The organism is Arthrobacter sp. TE12231 (assembly GCF_054062895.1).
Window position 1 is genome coordinate 3,525,631 of record NZ_JBSSFS010000001.1, and the last position, 17,690, is coordinate 3,543,320.

The 17,690-nt window shown below is 65.3% G+C and carries 8 protein-coding genes and 1 rRNA gene; 2 read left to right on the forward strand and 7 right to left on the reverse strand.

All coding sequences use genetic code 11. From position 1 onward, the window contains the following. Positions 1-212: 212 nt before the first annotated feature. From ACVWYS_RS15775 to ACVWYS_RS15790, 4 genes are all read right to left on the reverse strand, one after another. Positions 213-1,739: ribosomal RNA gene (locus ACVWYS_RS15775) — 16S ribosomal RNA — on the reverse strand. Positions 1,740-2,229: 490 nt separating this feature from the next. Continuing rightward, positions 2,230-5,949 (reverse strand): 1,4-alpha-glucan branching enzyme, encoded by a 3,720-nt coding sequence (locus ACVWYS_RS15780; RefSeq protein ID WP_456510031.1) that lies wholly within the window; start codon positions 5,947-5,949, stop codon positions 2,230-2,232. A 1-nt stretch (position 5,950) separates the two neighbouring features. Then, positions 5,951-7,747: a maltose alpha-D-glucosyltransferase gene (gene treS / locus ACVWYS_RS15785; protein WP_456510032.1), complete on the reverse strand. Its 1,797-nt coding sequence runs from the start codon at positions 7,745-7,747 to the stop codon at positions 5,951-5,953. A 5-nt stretch (positions 7,748-7,752) separates the two neighbouring features. Further along, a complete protein-coding gene (locus tag ACVWYS_RS15790) occupies positions 7,753-9,825 on the reverse strand; it encodes an alpha-1,4-glucan--maltose-1-phosphate maltosyltransferase (RefSeq protein ID WP_456510033.1) in 2,073 nt (690 codons plus the stop codon). Positions 9,826-9,977: 152 nt separating this feature from the next. Here ACVWYS_RS15790 and glgP point away from each other — a divergent pair, with 152 nt between their 5' ends. Next, complete coding sequence (glgP, locus tag ACVWYS_RS15795) at positions 9,978-12,596, forward strand: alpha-glucan family phosphorylase (protein WP_456510034.1); 2,619 nt, start codon at positions 9,978-9,980, stop codon at positions 12,594-12,596. A gap of 74 nt (positions 12,597-12,670) precedes the next feature. Here the strand turns inward: glgP and ACVWYS_RS15800 are convergent, their stop codons facing one another. Both ACVWYS_RS15800 and glgX read right to left on the reverse strand, forming a co-directional pair. After that, a complete protein-coding gene (locus ACVWYS_RS15800) occupies positions 12,671-13,027 on the reverse strand; it encodes a barstar family protein (RefSeq protein WP_116768623.1) in 357 nt (118 codons plus the stop codon). Between the two features lie 22 nt (positions 13,028-13,049). Further along, a complete protein-coding gene (gene glgX / locus ACVWYS_RS15805; RefSeq protein ID WP_116768622.1) occupies positions 13,050-15,164 on the reverse strand; it encodes a glycogen debranching protein GlgX in 2,115 nt (704 codons plus the stop codon). A gap of 116 nt (positions 15,165-15,280) precedes the next feature. On the opposite strand from glgX, the gene ACVWYS_RS15810 reads away from it, so the two are divergent. After that, the gene (locus ACVWYS_RS15810) at positions 15,281-16,084 is read left to right on the forward strand and encodes a carbon-nitrogen hydrolase family protein (RefSeq protein WP_456510035.1); all 804 of its coding nucleotides are present in this window, start codon (positions 15,281-15,283) and stop codon (positions 16,082-16,084) included. Between the two features lie 517 nt (positions 16,085-16,601). Here the strand turns inward: ACVWYS_RS15810 and rlmB are convergent. Continuing rightward, positions 16,602-17,603, reverse strand: coding sequence for a 23S rRNA (guanosine(2251)-2'-O)-methyltransferase RlmB (gene rlmB, locus ACVWYS_RS15815; RefSeq protein ID WP_344363084.1), 1,002 nt, complete (start codon positions 17,601-17,603; stop codon positions 16,602-16,604). Positions 17,604-17,690 lie beyond the last annotated feature (87 nt).

A 17,690-nucleotide genomic window follows, 5' to 3' on the forward strand; every position in this document is an offset into this window, starting at 1 on the left:
CACTAAACCGCTGATCATCTCTCCCGCACCGTTCCAGGACGCTCTCAAGAGAGCATCCGTACTGGGTGCCGGTGAAGAACCGGCGGCCGCTATTTGTTGATATTCCACCCGTGAGCACCCGCCGCAGAACAATCGTCTGCGCAACGGGCGTACTCCTGACAACCCCGCCACACTCAAATGCATGAGGCACGGTGGTTGTAGGTGCTCCTTAGAAAGGAGGTGATCCAGCCGCACCTTCCGGTACGGCTACCTTGTTACGACTTAGTCCCAATCGCCAGTCCCACCTTCGACAGCTCCCTCCCACAAGGGGTTAGGCCACCGGCTTCGGGTGTTACCAACTTTCGTGACTTGACGGGCGGTGTGTACAAGGCCCGGGAACGTATTCACCGCAGCGTTGCTGATCTGCGATTACTAGCGACTCCGACTTCATGGGGTCGAGTTGCAGACCCCAATCCGAACTGAGACCGGCTTTTTGGGATTAGCTCCACCTCACAGTATCGCAACCCTTTGTACCGGCCATTGTAGCATGCGTGAAGCCCAAGACATAAGGGGCATGATGATTTGACGTCGTCCCCACCTTCCTCCGAGTTGACCCCGGCAGTCTCCCATGAGTCCCCGCCATTACGCGCTGGCAACATGGAACGAGGGTTGCGCTCGTTGCGGGACTTAACCCAACATCTCACGACACGAGCTGACGACAACCATGCACCACCTGTGAACCGGCCCCAAAGGGGAAGGACTGTTTCCAGCCCGGTCCGGCCCATGTCAAGCCTTGGTAAGGTTCTTCGCGTTGCATCGAATTAATCCGCATGCTCCGCCGCTTGTGCGGGCCCCCGTCAATTCCTTTGAGTTTTAGCCTTGCGGCCGTACTCCCCAGGCGGGGCACTTAATGCGTTAGCTACGGCGCGGAAAACGTGGAATGTCCCCCACACCTAGTGCCCAACGTTTACGGCATGGACTACCAGGGTATCTAATCCTGTTCGCTCCCCATGCTTTCGCTCCTCAGCGTCAGTTAATGCCCAGAGACCTGCCTTCGCCATCGGTGTTCCTCCTGATATCTGCGCATTTCACCGCTACACCAGGAATTCCAGTCTCCCCTACATCACTCTAGTCTGCCCGTACCCACCGCAGATCCGGAGTTGAGCCCCGGACTTTCACGGCAGACGCGACAAACCGCCTACGAGCTCTTTACGCCCAATAATTCCGGATAACGCTTGCGCCCTACGTATTACCGCGGCTGCTGGCACGTAGTTAGCCGGCGCTTCTTCTGCAGGTACCGTCACTTTCGCTTCTTCCCTACTGAAAGAGGTTTACAACCCGAAGGCCGTCATCCCTCACGCGGCGTCGCTGCATCAGGCTTGCGCCCATTGTGCAATATTCCCCACTGCTGCCTCCCGTAGGAGTCTGGGCCGTGTCTCAGTCCCAGTGTGGCCGGTCACCCTCTCAGGCCGGCTACCCGTCGTCGCCTTGGTGAGCCATTACCTCACCAACAAGCTGATAGGCCGCGAGTCCATCCAAAACCACAATAAAGCTTTCCACCCCCCACCATGCGATGAGGAGTCATATCCGGTATTAGACCCAGTTTCCCAGGCTTATCCCAGAGTTAAGGGCAGGTTACTCACGTGTTACTCACCCGTTCGCCACTAATCCCCGGTGCAAGCACCGGATCATCGTTCGACTTGCATGTGTTAAGCACGCCGCCAGCGTTCATCCTGAGCCAGGATCAAACTCTCCGTTGAAGAAAAACAGACACAACATGCGCCCCCGGGAAAACGGGATGCACACGCTGCACAAAATTTGAAACCAGCTAAAAACACCAGACCACACCACGGGGTGGCGGGCCCGGCACATTCAACCAATTCAATACAATAAATTGGTATCAACAAACTTGGCACACTATTGAGTTCTCAAACAACAGACACACCCGGCACCACCACAACCAACAAACAGTCGCGGATCGCTCCGGAGCAACTTTTCAAACTTACCCGGCCGCTTCACCCTTGTCAAATCGGCGGTCCCGACTCAGTCTTGCCATAGGCTTCTGGGTCTTGGTGGCCGTTCAACTCCGGGGAGCAGCGCGGAAATAAACTCTACCACCACTTGGCCCCGCTGACAAAGCCGCCTCGAAGAGGGCGCGGAAACGCCCGGAATCACGGGGATTCCGGGCTTCTCCCAGATGCTCACGCGAGGCTGACCGCGCTCCCCCACCGGCTTCGCGCCGGGCGGCGCCTACGCCAGCGGTTTGAAGTAGGCGGCCCCGAGCGGGGGGAGGGTCACGGTGAGCGACGCCGGCTGACCGTCGATGCCCTCGTCCGCGGCAGTCAGAGTTCCGGTGTTTTCCACGCCGGAGCCTCCATAGCTGGCGGCGTCGGTGTTGAGCACTTCCTGCCATGCTCCGGCAGACGGGACGCCCAGGACATAGTCGGTGTGCGGGCCGCCGGAGAAGTTCACGGCGCAGACCAGCGGGTTGCCGTCAGCATCGCGGCGGATGAACGTCAGCACGTTGCGGTCCGAGTCTCCCCCGTTGATCCACTGGAAACCCTCCGGCTGATTGTCCCGCTCGTACAGGGCCGGCGTGGAACGGTACAGCTCGTTGAGGTCCTTGGTCAGGAGCTGCATACCGTTGTGTGCCGGGATGTCGGCGAGCCACCAGTCCAGGCCGTACTGCTCTGACCACTCCGCTTCCTGGCCGAATTCCGTGCCCATGAAGATCAGCTGCTTGCCCGGGTGCGCCCACTGGTACCCCAGAAACGCGCGGAGGTTGGCCAGCTGCTGCCACCGGTCGCCGGGCATCTTGCGCAGCATGGAACCCTTGCCGTGCACAACTTCGTCGTGGCTGATCGGCAGGAGGAAATTTTCCGAGTAGGCATAGACCATCGAGAAGGTGATGGTGCCGTGGTGCCACCTGCGGTTGTAGGGGTCCTCCGCCATGTACTGGAGCGAGTCATGCATCCAGCCCATATTCCACTTGAGGCCGAAGCCCAGGCCGCCGCCGCTGGTGGGTGCGGTGACGCCCGGGAATGCGGTGGACTCCTCGGCAATCATGACGGCGCCGGGGTGCGTCTTGTAGACCGTGGCGTTGACTTCCTGCAGGAAGGAGATCGCTTCCAGGTTCTCGCGGCCGCCGAAACGGTTGGGCCGCCACTGCCCCTCCTCACGCGAATAATCGAGGTACAGCATGGAGGCGACGGCGTCCACGCGCAGCCCGTCGATGTGGAATTCGTCGAGCCAGTACAGGGCATTGGCCACCAGGAAGTTGCGGACCTCCGTGCGGCCGAAGTCGAAGATCAGCGTTCCCCAGTCCGGGTGCTCGCCCAGGTTCGGGTCGGCGTGCTCGTACAGGGCCTCGCCGTCGAACCGCGCCAGGGCCCATTCGTCCTTGGGGAAGTGCGCCGGGACCCAGTCCAGGAGGACGCCGATGCCGGCCTGGTGGAGTTCGTCGACGAGGTGCCGGAATTCGTCCGGGTGCCCGAACCGTGAGGTCGGGGCGAAGTAGGAGGTGACCTGGTAGCCCCAGGAGCCGCCGAAGGGGTGCTCGGCCACGGGCATGAACTCCACGTGGGTGAAGCCGAGCCATTTGACGTACTCCACCAGTTCCTTGGCCAGTTCACGGTAGCCCAGCCCCACCCGCCACGAGCCGAGGTGGACCTCGTACACGCTCATGGCTGAGTTGTGAGGATCGCGGCCGGCGCGGGCCTGCATCCACTCGGCATCCTTGAAGACATAGGAGGGCTCGATCACGCGGGACGCCGTCAGCGGCGGGACCTCGGTTCCGAAGGCCAGCGGGTCCGCTTTTTCCACCCAGTAGCCATGCCGGGTCCGGATCTCAAACTTGTAGCACGCCCCTGCTACAACGCCGGGGATGAAGAGCTCCCACACGCCGCTGGAACCCAGCGAGCGCATCGAGTGTTCCCGGCCGTCCCAGCCGTTGAAGTCGCCCTTCACACGCACCGCCTGCGCGTTCGGGGCCCAGACGGCGAAGGACACGCCGTCGACGTCGCCGAGGGAGGACTTGTAGTGCTGGACGTGCGCACCGAGAGCCTCCCACAGGCGCTCGTGCCGGCCCTCACCAATCAGGTGCAGGTCGATTTCACCGATTGTCGGCAAGTAGCGGTAGGGGTCATCCATGAGCTGCGGCTCGTGGTCCTTGTAGGTCACTTCGAGGCGGTAATCCGGCACGTGGCCACGCTCGAGCGGTTCCATCACAGCCACCCACACGCCGCCCGATTCGTGCGTCATGGGCACAGCACCTGCCGACGTCACGACAGAAACTGCCTCCGCCAGGTGCTTCACGGTCCGGATCGTGACGTGGCCGTGGTCATCAAGGTGGGCACCCAGGACTGAGTGGGGCGCGTGGTGTTCGCCGGATGCGACCCTCGCAAGAGTCTCGCCGTCCACGGGCAATGGTGCGCCGGGCCGATCGATACGTGCTGATCCTGTCATTTTTATACCTTCCGCTGTGGCTTCGGCGGCGACGCCGGAACCTGTACTGCCGAGGAGACGACGCGATGCGTTCACCGGGATGGAGAGCCAGTCCGGCCTGTTCCTTAGTTCGTAGATGACTTCGTAGAGTGCTTTGTCGAGCCACAGCGCCACAAAGAGCGGCGAGTCGCGGTCGATGCTGCCGGGGATGACTTCGGCGTAGCCCGCCAGGAAGGCCTCCGCGCAGTCATCCACCCATGTCCCCGGCACCACGGCACCGGGGTTCTCGCGGACGGCGGCGCCGGCGGCGTAGTCGAAGGACCGCAGCATGCCGACGACGTCGCGCAGCGGGACGTCGGGGAAATTGCGTTCGGAGATCGGGCGCAGCGGCTCACCCTCGAAGTCGAGGATGGCCCAGCGCGGCGCAGCCCCGGGCTCGCCCGGGACGCTACTGCCCGGAACCTGCAGGATCTGTCCGAGATGGAGGTCGCCATGGATGCGCTGCAGCCGCCCGGCGCTGGTGCCTTCAAGCCGGCCGAGGAGCCGGTCCAGCCGGTCCTCGTACGGTCCGACGGCGTTGCCGGCCTGGGCCCAGGACTGGCGCACCCGCTGGGCTACTCCGGGGGCGATGTCCTCGCCCGGCGCGGATTCGGTGGCGGTCCCCAGCGCCTCGGCGAGCCGCCGGTGCACCGTGGCCGTCGCAGCGCCCAGGGCATGGGCCTCAGCGGTGAATCCGATCCCCCGGCTGGCCGCGTCGACGGCGAGCCGCCAGGCATCGAGCCCGCCGGAGAGGAATTCGTGCGCGACGGCGAGCTCGCCGCGGACGGTACGGACAGCAGCGGACGGGTCCACACCGAGCGCAGCCGCAGGAGTCTCCCATTCCCCCGTAACCCAGCCAAGGGTCGCCGGGACTTCCTCGGTGCGCCCCGCCGTCAGCGCCGCGCCGATTTCGACCTCGGGGTTCTGGCCCTCGGACAGCACCCGGAAGAACTTCACGATGGCGGCCGAACCGCCGTCGTCCACTATTACCGAACTGTTCGATTGCTCCCCGGCGAGCACCTTCACCTTGCCCGTCGCGAACGGCAGGCGGTAGCCGGACTCCACCAGGTGGCCGGTCGCGTGTCCCGACGGCGTGCTTCCGCCGTCGCGGATGAGCTCCAGCCACGCGGCGACGAAGGAGGCGTCGTGGACGCCGTCGTAAACCCAGCGGTGTGCAGCGTCATCGCGCGTGCCGGGAAGTTCACCGATCAGCGCACGCTCGCCACCGGGCAGCGGTTCCGTGCGGAAACTCAGCGGCACCTGGACGATGTCGGTCCGGCTGCCGTCGGGGGTGGGATAGGACACCGCCAGCAGGAACACCTCGCAAACGGCCGTGCCGGGAGCGCCCTCCCCGCCGCCGGTCTCGAGGCGCAGACCGCCCGCCGGTTCGAAGCTGAACTCCGCACTTTTGACGGGGAACCATCGCTGGCGCGGAAGCCAGGCGCCAAGCAGTGCGCTCAGGGCCGGGGCAAGGGTCGGTCGGGTCATCTCAGCCTTCGATGGACAGGATAGGCATCGCCTGAGTGAACGGGGATGCCGGGTTGGAAGCTGCGGAGCGGATCCGCAGCCAGAAGAAATCGTGGCTGCCCAGGGTCAACGTCAGGGTTCCGTCATCGCCGATGGCCGGGAACGCCTGGCCGCCGAACACGTCCCGGAGTCCCCGGCCGGCGAATTTCGGCACGCGCAGGGTGGTTGCCACGGGGTGCTGCGAGAGGTTGAAGGCGCACAGGATGGTCTCGGCGTCCTCACCGGCGGCGTTGCCTTCCGGGAGCTCGCGCAGGTAGGCGAGGACGACGTCGTGGTCGGCTTCCACATGCTTGAATCCGCCCAGGCCGAAGGCGGGGTGGTTCTTGCGGACGCTCAGGATTTGGCGGGTCCAGCGCAGCAGCGACCCCGAATGTGCGGCCTCGGCCTCCACGTTGGCCATGCTGTAGTTATAGACCAGCGACTGGATCACGGGGAGGTAGAGCTTTCCGGGGTCCGCGTTGGAGAACCCGGCGTTGCGGTCCGGGTTCCACTGCATCGGGGTGCGGACGGCGTCGCGGTCCTCAAGCCAGATGTTGTCCCCCATGCCGATCTCGTCCCCGTAGTACAGGAACGGGCTGCCCGGCAGGGACAGCAGCAGGGCGTTGATGAGCTCGATTTCGGAGCGGGAGTTATCCAGCAGCGGGGCCAGCCGGCGCCGGATGCCGATGTTGGCGCGCATGCGCGGATCCGGCGCGTACCAGCCCAGCATCGCGGCGCGTTCATCGGACGTGACCATTTCCAGCGTCAGTTCGTCGTGGTTGCGCAGGAACGTGCCCCACTGGGCGCCTTCGGGAATGTCCGGGGTGTCCTTCATCGTCTCGATGATGGGTGACGCCTTCTGGTCCCGCAGCGCATAGTACAGCCGCGGCATGATCGGGAAGTGGAACGCCATGTGGCATTCCGGTTCCTCTTCGGTGCCGAAGTACTCCACCACTTCGGCGGGCGGCTGGTTGGCCTCGGCAATGATCACGCGGCCCGGGTAGCTTTCATCGACCATCTTGCGCAACTTGCGGAGGAATTCGTGGGTCTGCGGCAGGTTCTCGCAGTTGGTGCCCTCCTCCTCGAACAGGTACGGGATGGCGTCCGCGCGGAAGCCGTCGATGCCCTGGTCCAGCCAGAACCGGACGACGTCGAAGAGCGCGTCAATGACCTTGGGGTTCTCGAAGTTGAGGTCGGGCTGGTGGCTGAAGAACCGGTGCCAGAAGAACTGCCGCCGGATGGGGTCGAAGGTCCAGTTGGATTCCTCGGTGTCCACGAAGATGATGCGGGCGTCTTCATACTTCTCGTCCGTGTCGCTCCAGACGTAGAAGTCCCCGAAGGGCCCCTCCGGATCCTTGCGCGACTCCTGGAACCACGGGTGCTGGTCCGAGGTGTGGTTCAGCGGAAGGTCGATGATCACCCGGACGCCGCGGGCATGGGCCTCCGCCACGAGCCGCTTGAAGTCACTGATGGTCCCGAACTCGTCCAGGACGGAGTTGTAGTCCGAGATGTCGTAGCCGCCGTCGCGCAGCGGTGACTGGAAGAACGGCGGGAGCCATAGGCAGTCCACGCCCAGCCACTGCAGATAGTCCAGTTTCTCGATCAGTCCGTGAAAGTCGCCCGAGCCGTCCCCGTTTCCGTCGGCGAAGCCCCGGACCAGGACCTCGTAGAACACCGCTTTGCGGTACCAGAGGGGGTCGTGCTGAAGGCCTGGAGCGTTCAGTTCAAAGCTTCCCCTCGGGCTGAAGTGCTGGCTGGGGTTCTGCGGGCTAAAACTCACTGGCACTACCTCCGGATGCTAAGAATGTGGGCGGGCTCGACGTGCGGGTCCAGACGGACGTAGTTGTACTCCCCCCATTCCCAGCTCTCGCCGGTCAGCAAGTCATCGACCATGAAACGGCCGTTGTGCGTGAAGTTCTCCGGGTCCAGTTCCAGCGCCGGCAGATCCAGGGACACGGTGCTCTCCCGGGTGCCGTGCGGGTCCACGTTGACGACGATGATCAAGGTGTCCTTGGTCCCGTCGGGGAGGGTCTTGTGCTTGGAGTACACCACGGTGGACGTGTCCGTGCTCTGGTGCAGCGTCAGGTTCTGCAGGTCCCCGAGGGCCGGGTGCGCGCGGCGGATCTCGTTGAGCCGGGTCAGGTACGGCGCCAGGCTACGCCCGGTTTCGGCCGCCGCATCCCAGTCGCGTGACTTGTACTCGAATTTCTCGTTGTCGATGTATTCCTCGGCTCCGGGACGCGCCACGTGTTCGTAGAGCTCAAAGCCGGCGTACACACCCCAGATCGGGCTGGCCGTTGCGGCCAGCGCGGCGCGGATCTTGAACGCCGACGGTCCGCCGAACTGCAGGTACTCGGTGAGGATGTCCGGGGTGTTGACGAAGAAATTCGGCCGGAAGTAGGCCGGTGACTCGTGGCTGACCTCCTGGAAGTACTCCTCCAGTTCTTCCTTGGTGTTCCGCCAGGTGAAGTAGGTGTAGGACTGCTGGAAGCCGGCCCGGCCGAGGGCGTGCATCATGGCCGGGCGGGTGAACGCCTCGGCCAGGAAAACGACGTCGGGATGCTTCTTATTGACCTTCCCAATCAGCCATTCCCAGAACCACACGGGTTTGGTGTGCGGATTGTCCACCCGGAAGACCTTGACGCCGTGGCTGACCCACAGCAGCACGATCCGCAGAATTTCGTTGGACAGCCCCGCGGGGTCGTTGTCGAAATTCAGCGGGAAGATGTCCTGGTATTTCTTGGGCGGGTTTTCCGCGTAGGCGATGCTGCCGTCCACCCGGGTGGTGAACCATTCCGGGTGGCTTTGCACCCACGGGTGGTCCGGCGCGGCCTGCAGGGCCAGGTCCAGGGCGACTTCGAGCCCCAGTTCCTCGGCCCGGGCCACGAAGGCGTCGAAGTCTTCGAAGGTGCCCAAGTCCGGGTGGATCGCGTCGTGGCCGCCGTCCTTGGACCCAATGGCCCACGGGGAGCCGGGATCGTGCGGTCCGGCAATCAGGGTGTTGTTCGGCCCCTTGCGGTGCTGGACACCGATCGGGTGGATCGGCGGCATGTAGATGATGTCGAAGCCCATGGCGGCGACGGCGTCCAGGCGTTTCGCGGCGGTGCGGAAGGTGCCGGAGGTCCACTCTCCGGTGTCGTGGTTGCGCACGGCACCTTCGGAGCGCGGAAAGAATTCGTACCAGGAGCCGCTGCCGGCGAGCGCACGCTCCACCAGCAGCGGGTACGGTTCGGAGACCGTCACGAGTTCGCGGATGGGCTGGCGTTCGACGACGGCGGCGATCTCGTCGCTGAAGCCGGCGGCGAGGCGCTCCTCCGGCGTCCGGGCGGTGTCCGAGAGCACGACGACGGCCATCCGTAGCGTCCGGCGGTCGGCAGAGGGCCGCGAGGCGTCCTCGGAGGCTTCCGCCAGCAGGGCCGCGCCTTCGGCCAGCATGAGCTCGACGTCGATGCCGGCCTCCACCTTCACCTCGGCGTTGTGGTGCCAGGTGCCGTAGCGGTCATGCCATGCCTCGATGACGAAGGACCACTTGCCGGTGGCGGGCGGGGTCAGGAGGCCTTCCCAACGGTCGGTGCCCATGCCGCGCGGTCCGCGCGGCGGTGCGAGGCGGACCCGCTGGCGCTCTTTGCCGCGGGGGTCGAGCAGGACGGCGCTGACGCCGAGCTGGTCGTGTCCCTCCCGGAACGCGGTGGCACCCACCACAATGGATTCGCCCGCAACAGCTTTGGCCGGGAACTTTCCGTCTTCTACCGACGGCTGCACGGCGGTGATCGGAAATCGGCCAAATCGAAGGCCATCCGTGATCAGGGCCTTGGGCTTTTGCTTGGACAGGGCACTGGTTCGCGAGTTATTCGTCACAGGCTCGACGTTATCTACAAAACGGCCAGAATGCTAAGGCCTCGAACGTTTTGTGAGAGGTTTCCGGTTCGAGTCGGACCGATATCCGTCATTTACCGGAAAGAATCTTAAAGCGGTTCCGGGGCACCGAGTTGTCCGTTAGTGTTTCGCTGGTGAAGGCAATCCGCAGATTTACTGTCCGAACCGTTCTTCCGGAGTCCATCCGGCCGTTGGCCCGTCTCGCCACCAATCTTCGGTGGTCCTGGCATCGGCCCACCCGGGAGCTTTTTGAGGGGCTCAACCCCGGGATCTGGGCGGAGAGCGCCCATGACCCCGTGACGTTCCTGGGCTTGGTCAGCCGGGAAGAGCTGCAGCGCCTCGCGGCGGACCAGGACGTGGTGCGGCGTGTCCATGCCGCCGCCGACGACCTCGACCGGTACCTGGAGCAGCCGCGCTGGTACCAGAGCCTTGGCGACGGCGCCCCGTCCTGCATCGCCTATTTCTCGCCCGAGTTCGGCATCACCGAGGTCCTCCCCCAGTACTCGGGCGGTCTGGGCATCCTGGCCGGAGACCACCTGAAGGCGGCGTCGGACCTCGGCGTGCCGCTGATCGGCGTCGGGCTCCTGTATCAGGCCGGATACTTCAAGCAGTCCCTGTCCCGTGACGCGTGGCAGCAGGAAACGTACCCGGTCCTGGACCCGGACGGGCTGCCCCTGACGCTCCTGCGCGAGGCGTCGCCGGACGGCAACGGCAAACCCGTGCAGATCTCCCTTCCCCTCCCCAACGACCGGCGCCTGCTGGCGCATGTGTGGCGGGCCGACGTCGGGCGTGTTCCGCTGCTGCTGCTGGACTCCAATGTTCCGGGCAATGACGAAGCCGCCCGCGGCATCACCGACCGCCTGTACGGCGGCGGCGGTGACCACCGGCTGCAGCAGGAGCTCCTGCTGGGCATGGGCGGGGTTAAGGCACTGCGCGAGTTCCAGCGCCTCACCGGGGTCCCGGCCCCGGAGGTCTTCCACACCAACGAAGGGCACGCCGGGTTCCTGGGCGTCGAGCGGATCCAGGAGTTGATGTCCGGCCCGGCCCCGCTGAGCTGGGACGAGGCCCTGGCCGCCGGTCGGGCGTCCACCGTGTTCACCACCCACACGCCAGTCCCGGCCGGGATCGACCGCTTCGAAATCTCCCAGATCCAACACTTCTTCGAAGCCGGTCTCGCACCGGACGTCCCGGTGGCAAAGATCCTGGATCTGGGCCGCGAGGACTTCACTGACGGCAACCCGTTCGTGTTCAACATGGCGGTCATGGGCCTGCGGCTTGCCCAACGGGCCAACGGCGTGGCCAAACTGCACGGCGTGGTCTCCCGCGGAATGTTCTCTGCCCTCTGGCCGGGCTTTGACCACTCCGAAGTCCCCATCACCTCCGTCACCAACGGCGTGCACGTCCCCACCTGGGTGGACTCCCGCATCTCGGCGCTGGCGCGGGAAAAGTTCGGCGCCGATGCTGAGGCGCAGGGCCCCTGGGACCTGGCCTACAACGTCACCGACGAGGACCTGTGGGCGTTGCGGCGCGAAATGAGGGTGTCCCTGGTCGAGGACGTCCGGCGCCGACTCCGGGCCGCCTGGAAGAAGCGCGGCGCGGCCGACGCCGAGCTGGCATGGACGGACTCCGTCCTGGATCCGGACATCCTGACCATCGGCTTTGCCCGCCGCGTGCCCACATACAAGCGGCTGACCCTCATGCTGCGGGATCCCGAACGACTCAAGGCTCTCCTGCTGCACAAGACTCATCCCATCCAGCTGGTGATCGCCGGGAAGTCGCACCCGGCCGATGACGCGGGCAAGAAGATGATCCAGGACCTGGTCCGGTTCACCGACGACCCAGCCGTGCGACACCGGATCGCGTTCCTGCCCAACTACGACATCGCCATGGCGCGGACCCTGTTCCCGGGCTGCGACGTGTGGCTGAACAACCCGCTGCGCCCGCTGGAAGCCTGCGGAACCTCCGGCATGAAGGCGGCCCTGAACGGTTCGCTGAACCTCTCGGTCATGGACGGCTGGTGGGACGAGATGTACGACGGCGAGAACGGCTGGGCGATCCCGACCGCCAACAATGACGCGTCGCCGGAAGAACGTGACGACATCGAGGCAGCGGCACTCTACGAACTGCTTGAAACCCAGGTGGCGCCGCGGTTCTACGGGCTGACCGTCTCGGACGGGGCCGGCGCTGCCGGGCCCTCGGAGTCCGGCCCGCAGAAGGTGCCCACCCATTGGGTGTCCATGATCAAGCACACGATGTCCCACCTTGGCCCCGCGGTCTCCGCGGAGCGGATGCTCAAGGACTACGTCAACGTGCTGTACCGCCCGGCCGCGGTCGCGGGACGCCACGCCGTGGCGGAGAACTACGCCCAGGCCAAGGCCCTGGCGGGGTGGACCTCACGGATCCGGGCGGCGTGGCCCCACATACAGGTGGAACACGTCGACTCCGTGGGGGTCTCCGAGGACCCGCAGATCGGCGATCTCCTCCAGGTCAACGCCTATGTCTCCCTCAGCGAGCTCTCACCGGACGATGTCTACGTTGAGGTGGCCTACGGCCGGGCCGAAGAATCCGACGAACTGGCGGACATCACGGTCGCGGAGCTCAAGGCCGCCGAAGACCTCGGCCGCGGCCGGCACCTCTTCAGCGGCACGCTGGTGATCGACCGTTCCGGGTCCTTCGGTTACACCGTGCGCGTGCTGCCCAAGCATGAGGCACTGGCGTCCAAGGCCGAGCTCGGCCTGATCGTCAACGCGTAGCGTGCCCAGCTTGCCCTGGCGGGCCGGCGTTCTCAACGCCGGCCCGCCGGGGGCTGGCGGCCCGGAACCCGGGCCTAGAGGCAGACGGCGATGACGGCCAGGCTCGTACCGGCGTAGCTCTCGGCGTCCTGCAGGGTTTCGCAGATGACGCCGAAGGAGCGGTCCGCGCGGAGCGCGGCCGGGACCTGCCAGATGAAGGTGACAGGGGCCTCGCCGTCGTCCGTCACGGCATCGGCGACGTCGTGCAGCGAGTCGTGCAGGGCGTCCAGGTCCACGCCGTCGTCCTCGGGGAAGTCCAGGACTTTACTGAAGGTCTCCAGGACCGCCTGCTTGGTGTCGGCGGCGGGGATCACTAGGGTGCGGCGGCCGGCGTCGTCGATTTGCTCTGTGAGTTCTTCAATGGTCCAGGTGTCTGCCGAGTAAATCTTCATGGGGTCCTTAGATTGCGGATGATCAGGTGCGGTAAATATTGATCGTGTTGGCCTGGACGACATCCCGTTCACCGGAGGCAACGCGGGCGCCCTGACGCCGGTCATGGAGCTCGGAGGTGGTGACGCGAAGCTCGAAGCGCCGGTGCCCGGTACCGTCCTCATTGCTGAGCCGCGGCAGGGTGACCTTGACGTCGTCGGCACCGCCGTTGACCACCACCAGGCCGTCCACGTGCCCGTCGTCGGAACCGAGCAGGAGCTGAATGACGCGGTGGGCCGGGTCATTCCACGTGTCGGCCGACATCGGGTTGCCGTCCACATCGAACCAGTGGAAGTAGGACTGGGTGTCGCGCGTGGGGTAGTCATGCGGCTGGCCGGCCAGGAACTCCTTGCGCAGCCTGATGACGCGCTTGGTGGTGCGCAGCATCGCATGGGATTCCGCGGTGTTGGTCCAGTCAATCCAGGTGAGCGCGTTGTCCTGGCAGTAGGCGTTGTTGTTGCCCTGCTGGGTCCGGCAGATCTCGTCGCCGGCGGCAATCATGGGTACGCCTTGGGAGATCATGAGGCAGGCCATGAGGTTCCGCCTGCTTTGGGCCCGGCGGGCCAGGATGTCGAGGTCTTCGGTGGGGCCTTCGAAGCCGTGGTTGTAGCTGCGGTTGTCCCCGTGGCCGTCGCGGTTCTGCTCCCCGTTGGCCTCGTTGTGCTTGCGGTCGTAGGCCGTCAGATCGGCCAAGGTGAAGCCGTCGTGGGCGGTGATGAAGTTCAGCGAGGCGAGCCGGGACCGGCCCGAAGACTCGAACAGCCCGGCGGAACCGGAGAGGGCATCCGCGAGGCGGGCCACGGGGCCGCCGTTACCGCCGGCGTCGATCGCAGCGCGGTCGGCGAGCCAGAAGCTGCGGACGGCGTCGCGGAAGTGATCGTTCCAGTCCACCCAGCCGGCCGGAAAGCGGCCCGTCTGCCAGCCGCCGTAGCCCACGTCCCAAGGCTCGGAAATCAACTTGATCCCGGACAGGACAGGATCGGCGCCCACCGCGACAAGGAAGGGGTGCCGGGGATCGAATTCGTTGGCACTGTTGCGGCACAGCGTGACGGCGAGGTCGAAGCGGAATCCGTCGATGTGGAATTCGTTCACCCAGTAGCGCAGGGAATCCAGTACCAGCTGCACCACGCGGGGCTCGCCGAAGTTCAGGCTGTTGCCGCAGCCCGTGGTGTCCACATACCTGCCGTGGCCGTCGTTGCGGTAATACTGCATCTCGCCCAGGCCGCGGAAGCTTAAGGTGGGACCGTCCGTGCCGCCCTCGGCGGTGTGGTTGTAGACGACGTCGAGGATGACCTCCAGCCCGGCGGCGTGCAACAGCTTGACCATGCCCTTGAACTCGTCCTGGACCGCGTGCGCGCCGGCAGCCTGGGCCGCCGCGGTGGCGTAGCCGGGGTGCGGGGCGAAGAAGGCGGCCGTGTTGTAGCCCCAGTAATTCGTCAGCCCGAGCTGCTGCAGGTGCGGCTCGTCGACGTGGAAGTGGACGGGCAGGAGCTGGATCGCTGTGACGCCCAGCGAGATCAGATGCTCGATCATGGCCGGGTGGGCCATGCCGGCGTAGGTCCCCTGCAGTTCCTCGGGAATATCCGGGTGGAGCTTTGTCTGGCCCCTGACGTGGGCCTCGTAGACGATCGTGTTGCGCCACGGCACGCGCGGGCTGCGGTCCAGCCCCCAGTCAAAGTCGCTGCCGACCCGGACGCTGGTGATCAGCTCTTCGCGTTCGTCGACGGCCCGGCCGTACGGGTCCATCAGCAGCGGCTGCTCGCCGGCGGCGTCAAAATCCGTGGCAGGCATGGACAGCGGGAGGGCCTCGTGTTCCGGAGAGGCCCGGAAGCCGTAGCGCGACCCTGCGGGGATGCCCTCCACAATGCCGTGGTGGACACCATCGGTGATGTTGGGCAGGGTCTTGACCTGCCAGGTTCCCCCGGGCGGCTGATACGCGATCTCGAGGGTGGTCACGCCGGGCGCGTAGACAGCCACGTTGGCGAACGCGCCGCGGGGATCGTCCACTGCCGGCGACCCGGTGTGCGGAACGCTGATTCCCAGCGGAAACGCTCGCGAAGCGTCTACGGTGGAAGCTGTGTCTATAAAGGGCATAACCATTGCTTAAAGCTTAGCCGGGCCGAACAAATGGCCCTCATTTTCGTTTTCATGACGTTTTGCAGTGTACGGAAGCGCCGCACTGCATACTGGAATGAAGCGCCGAGTTGGAGGTAATTGTGCGCGCAGCATTAGCCCAAATCATCACCGGACGCGATCTGGCCGCGAATCTGGCCCTCATAGAGGACTATGCACGTCAGGCAAAAGCCGGCGGCGCGGACCTGGTAGTGTTCCCGGAAGCCGCCATGCGGGCTTTCGGAAATTCACTTCTGGATATCGCCGAGCCGCTGGACGGTCCGTGGGCATCACGCCTGCGCGCCCTCGCCGCGGAACTCGACATCGTCATCGTCGCGGGGATGTTCACCCCCGGCACCGCCGGCAACGGCGCGAAGGTGCGCAACACCCTGCTCGTCACCGGCCGCGGCCTCGAGGCCAGCTACGATAAAATCCACCTCTTCGACGCCTTCGGCTTCGCGGAGTCGGACACGGTCGACGCCGGCGCCGACCCCGTCACCTTTGAGCTCGACGGCGTGACGTTCGGCCTCGCCACGTGCTACGACATCCGCTTCCCGGACCTTTTCACGGAAAACGCGGACCGCGGCGCCGACGTGAACATTGTGTGCGCATCCTGGGGCTCGGGCCCCGGCAAGGCCGAGCAGTGGAAGCTCCTGGCCCGCGCCCGCGCCCTGGACTCCACCACTCTGGTCCTCGCCTGCGGCCAGGGCGACCCCGCCAGCGTGGGCCACCCGGTCAAGGGCTCCGCCCCCACCGGCGTCGGGCACTCCGTAGTGGTCTCCCCCATGGGCGACATCCTGGAAGAGCTCGACGGCGCCCCCGGCCTACTATTCGCCGAGCTCGACACCGCCACTGTCAAGGAAGCCCGAACCAACCTCCCGGTCCTAGCCAACCGCCATAAGTTCTAGGTCAACATCGGCCAAGTTGGCGGTGGTTAGGTCCCGCGGTCACCGGCGCCCTGCCGTCGCTTAGACACCTCCCGCCGCTTACTTCGGCCGCTGGCCGGCCTCATCCAGCTCTGGTCGGCGATGCGCTCCTTAGCAGGACCCCGGCGCCCGCTGTATGCCGGGGCACCGCCCGCTGGGTTGCCTTTGAAAGAGACGCTCCCGCACGTTTGGCACGTTAAACGGAAACGCTCCCCCACTATGAACTAATGGTGAGAGCGTTTTGCCGTTTACCGCGAAAGGCGAGGAAGCGTCAGAGACGGAACCGGAGTTTTGCTAAGGAGCGCATCGCCGACCAGAGACGATGAAGGCCGCCCGCGGCCGAAAGCGTCGACGAGAGGAAGAGAAGCTCCTAGGGACCCGAACTGAGCTTGCGAAGTTTGGGAAGGGGCTGACCGCTAAGCGACGGCAAAACTACGGTTCCGGCGGAACCCGACCACGACTGCAGTTCCGGCGGGACCCAATCCCGCCGAAGCTTGGACTACTTAGCGGCGCGCTGGCGGGAGATCTCGTAGAGGGAGATGCCCACTGCCATGGAGGCGTTCAGGGATTCCATGGCGGAGTCGATCGGGATGGAGACGATCTGGTCGCAGTTTTCGCGGACCAGGCGGCTGAGGCCCTTGCCCTCGGAACCCACGACGAGGCACACCGGCTCTGTGGCCAGGGCGAGATCGGGCAGCGAGACGTCGCCGTCGCCGTCGAGCCCCAGCACATAGATACCCATGTTCTTGAACGCCTTGAGCGTGTTGTTCAGGTTGGCAGCGCGTGCCACCGGTACACGGACAGCCGCGCCGGCGCTTGTCTTCCAGGCCGAGGCGGTAACGCCCACGGAGCGGCGCTCCGGGACGATGACGCCGTGGCCGCTGAAAGCCGAGACGGAGCGGATGATCGCACCGAGGTTGCGGGGATCGGTGATGCCGTCCAGTGCCACGAAGAGCGGGGCGTTGGCCACGTGGCCCTTCTTCCAGGCCTCGAGAGTCTCTTCCGCGAGTTCGTAGGCGTCCTGGTATTCGTACGGCGGAATCTGCAGCACGAGGCCCTGGTGGATGGCGTCATCGGTCATGCGGTCGAGCTCGGGCTTGCCGGTTTCCATCAGCGGGATGCCGCGTTCGGCGGCGAGCTTCAGGGATTCCTTGACGCGGTCGTCCATTTCAATGCGGACGGCGACGTGCAGGGCCTTGGCCGGGATGCCAGCACGCAGCGCTTCGACCACCGAGTTGCGGCCGGTGACGACCTCTTCAGTGGCGCGGCCCTTCGGACCTGAGCGGCCGGTCCGGGCTGCGGTGCTCGTGGTGCGGCTTCCGCTGGCACGCTTGGCCTCGGAGCGTTCCGCGAGCTGCTTGTTCTTAAACGCCTTGTGGTAGGGGCGGTCCTCCGCCTTCGGCGTGGGGCCCTTGCCCTCAAGTGCCTTGCGCCCGTGACCGCCGGTTCCGACGGTAGGGCCCTTCTTCATTTTGACCGACCGGCGACCGTTGTTGGCCATGAGTTCCACCCCTGCTTGTTACGTACTTTGTTGATAAGTCTGACCTCCAGTCTACTGACCCGAGTAAAATCCTCGATCAGGGATGGC

Excerpts from the sequence above, each read along its gene's own strand:
- rlmB (WP_344363084.1), bottom strand. The coding sequence starts at position 17,603 with ATGGCCAACAACGGTCGCCGGTCGGTCAAAATGAAGAAGGGCCCTACC.
- ACVWYS_RS15780 (WP_456510031.1), bottom strand. The coding sequence starts at position 5,949 with ATGACCCGACCGACCCTTGCCCCGGCCCTGAGCGCACTGCTTGGCGCC.
- ACVWYS_RS15800 (WP_116768623.1), bottom strand. The coding sequence starts at position 13,027 with ATGAAGATTTACTCGGCAGACACCTGGACCATTGAAGAACTCACAGAG.
- glgX (WP_116768622.1), bottom strand. The coding sequence starts at position 15,164 with ATGGTTATGCCCTTTATAGACACAGCTTCCACCGTAGACGCTTCGCGA.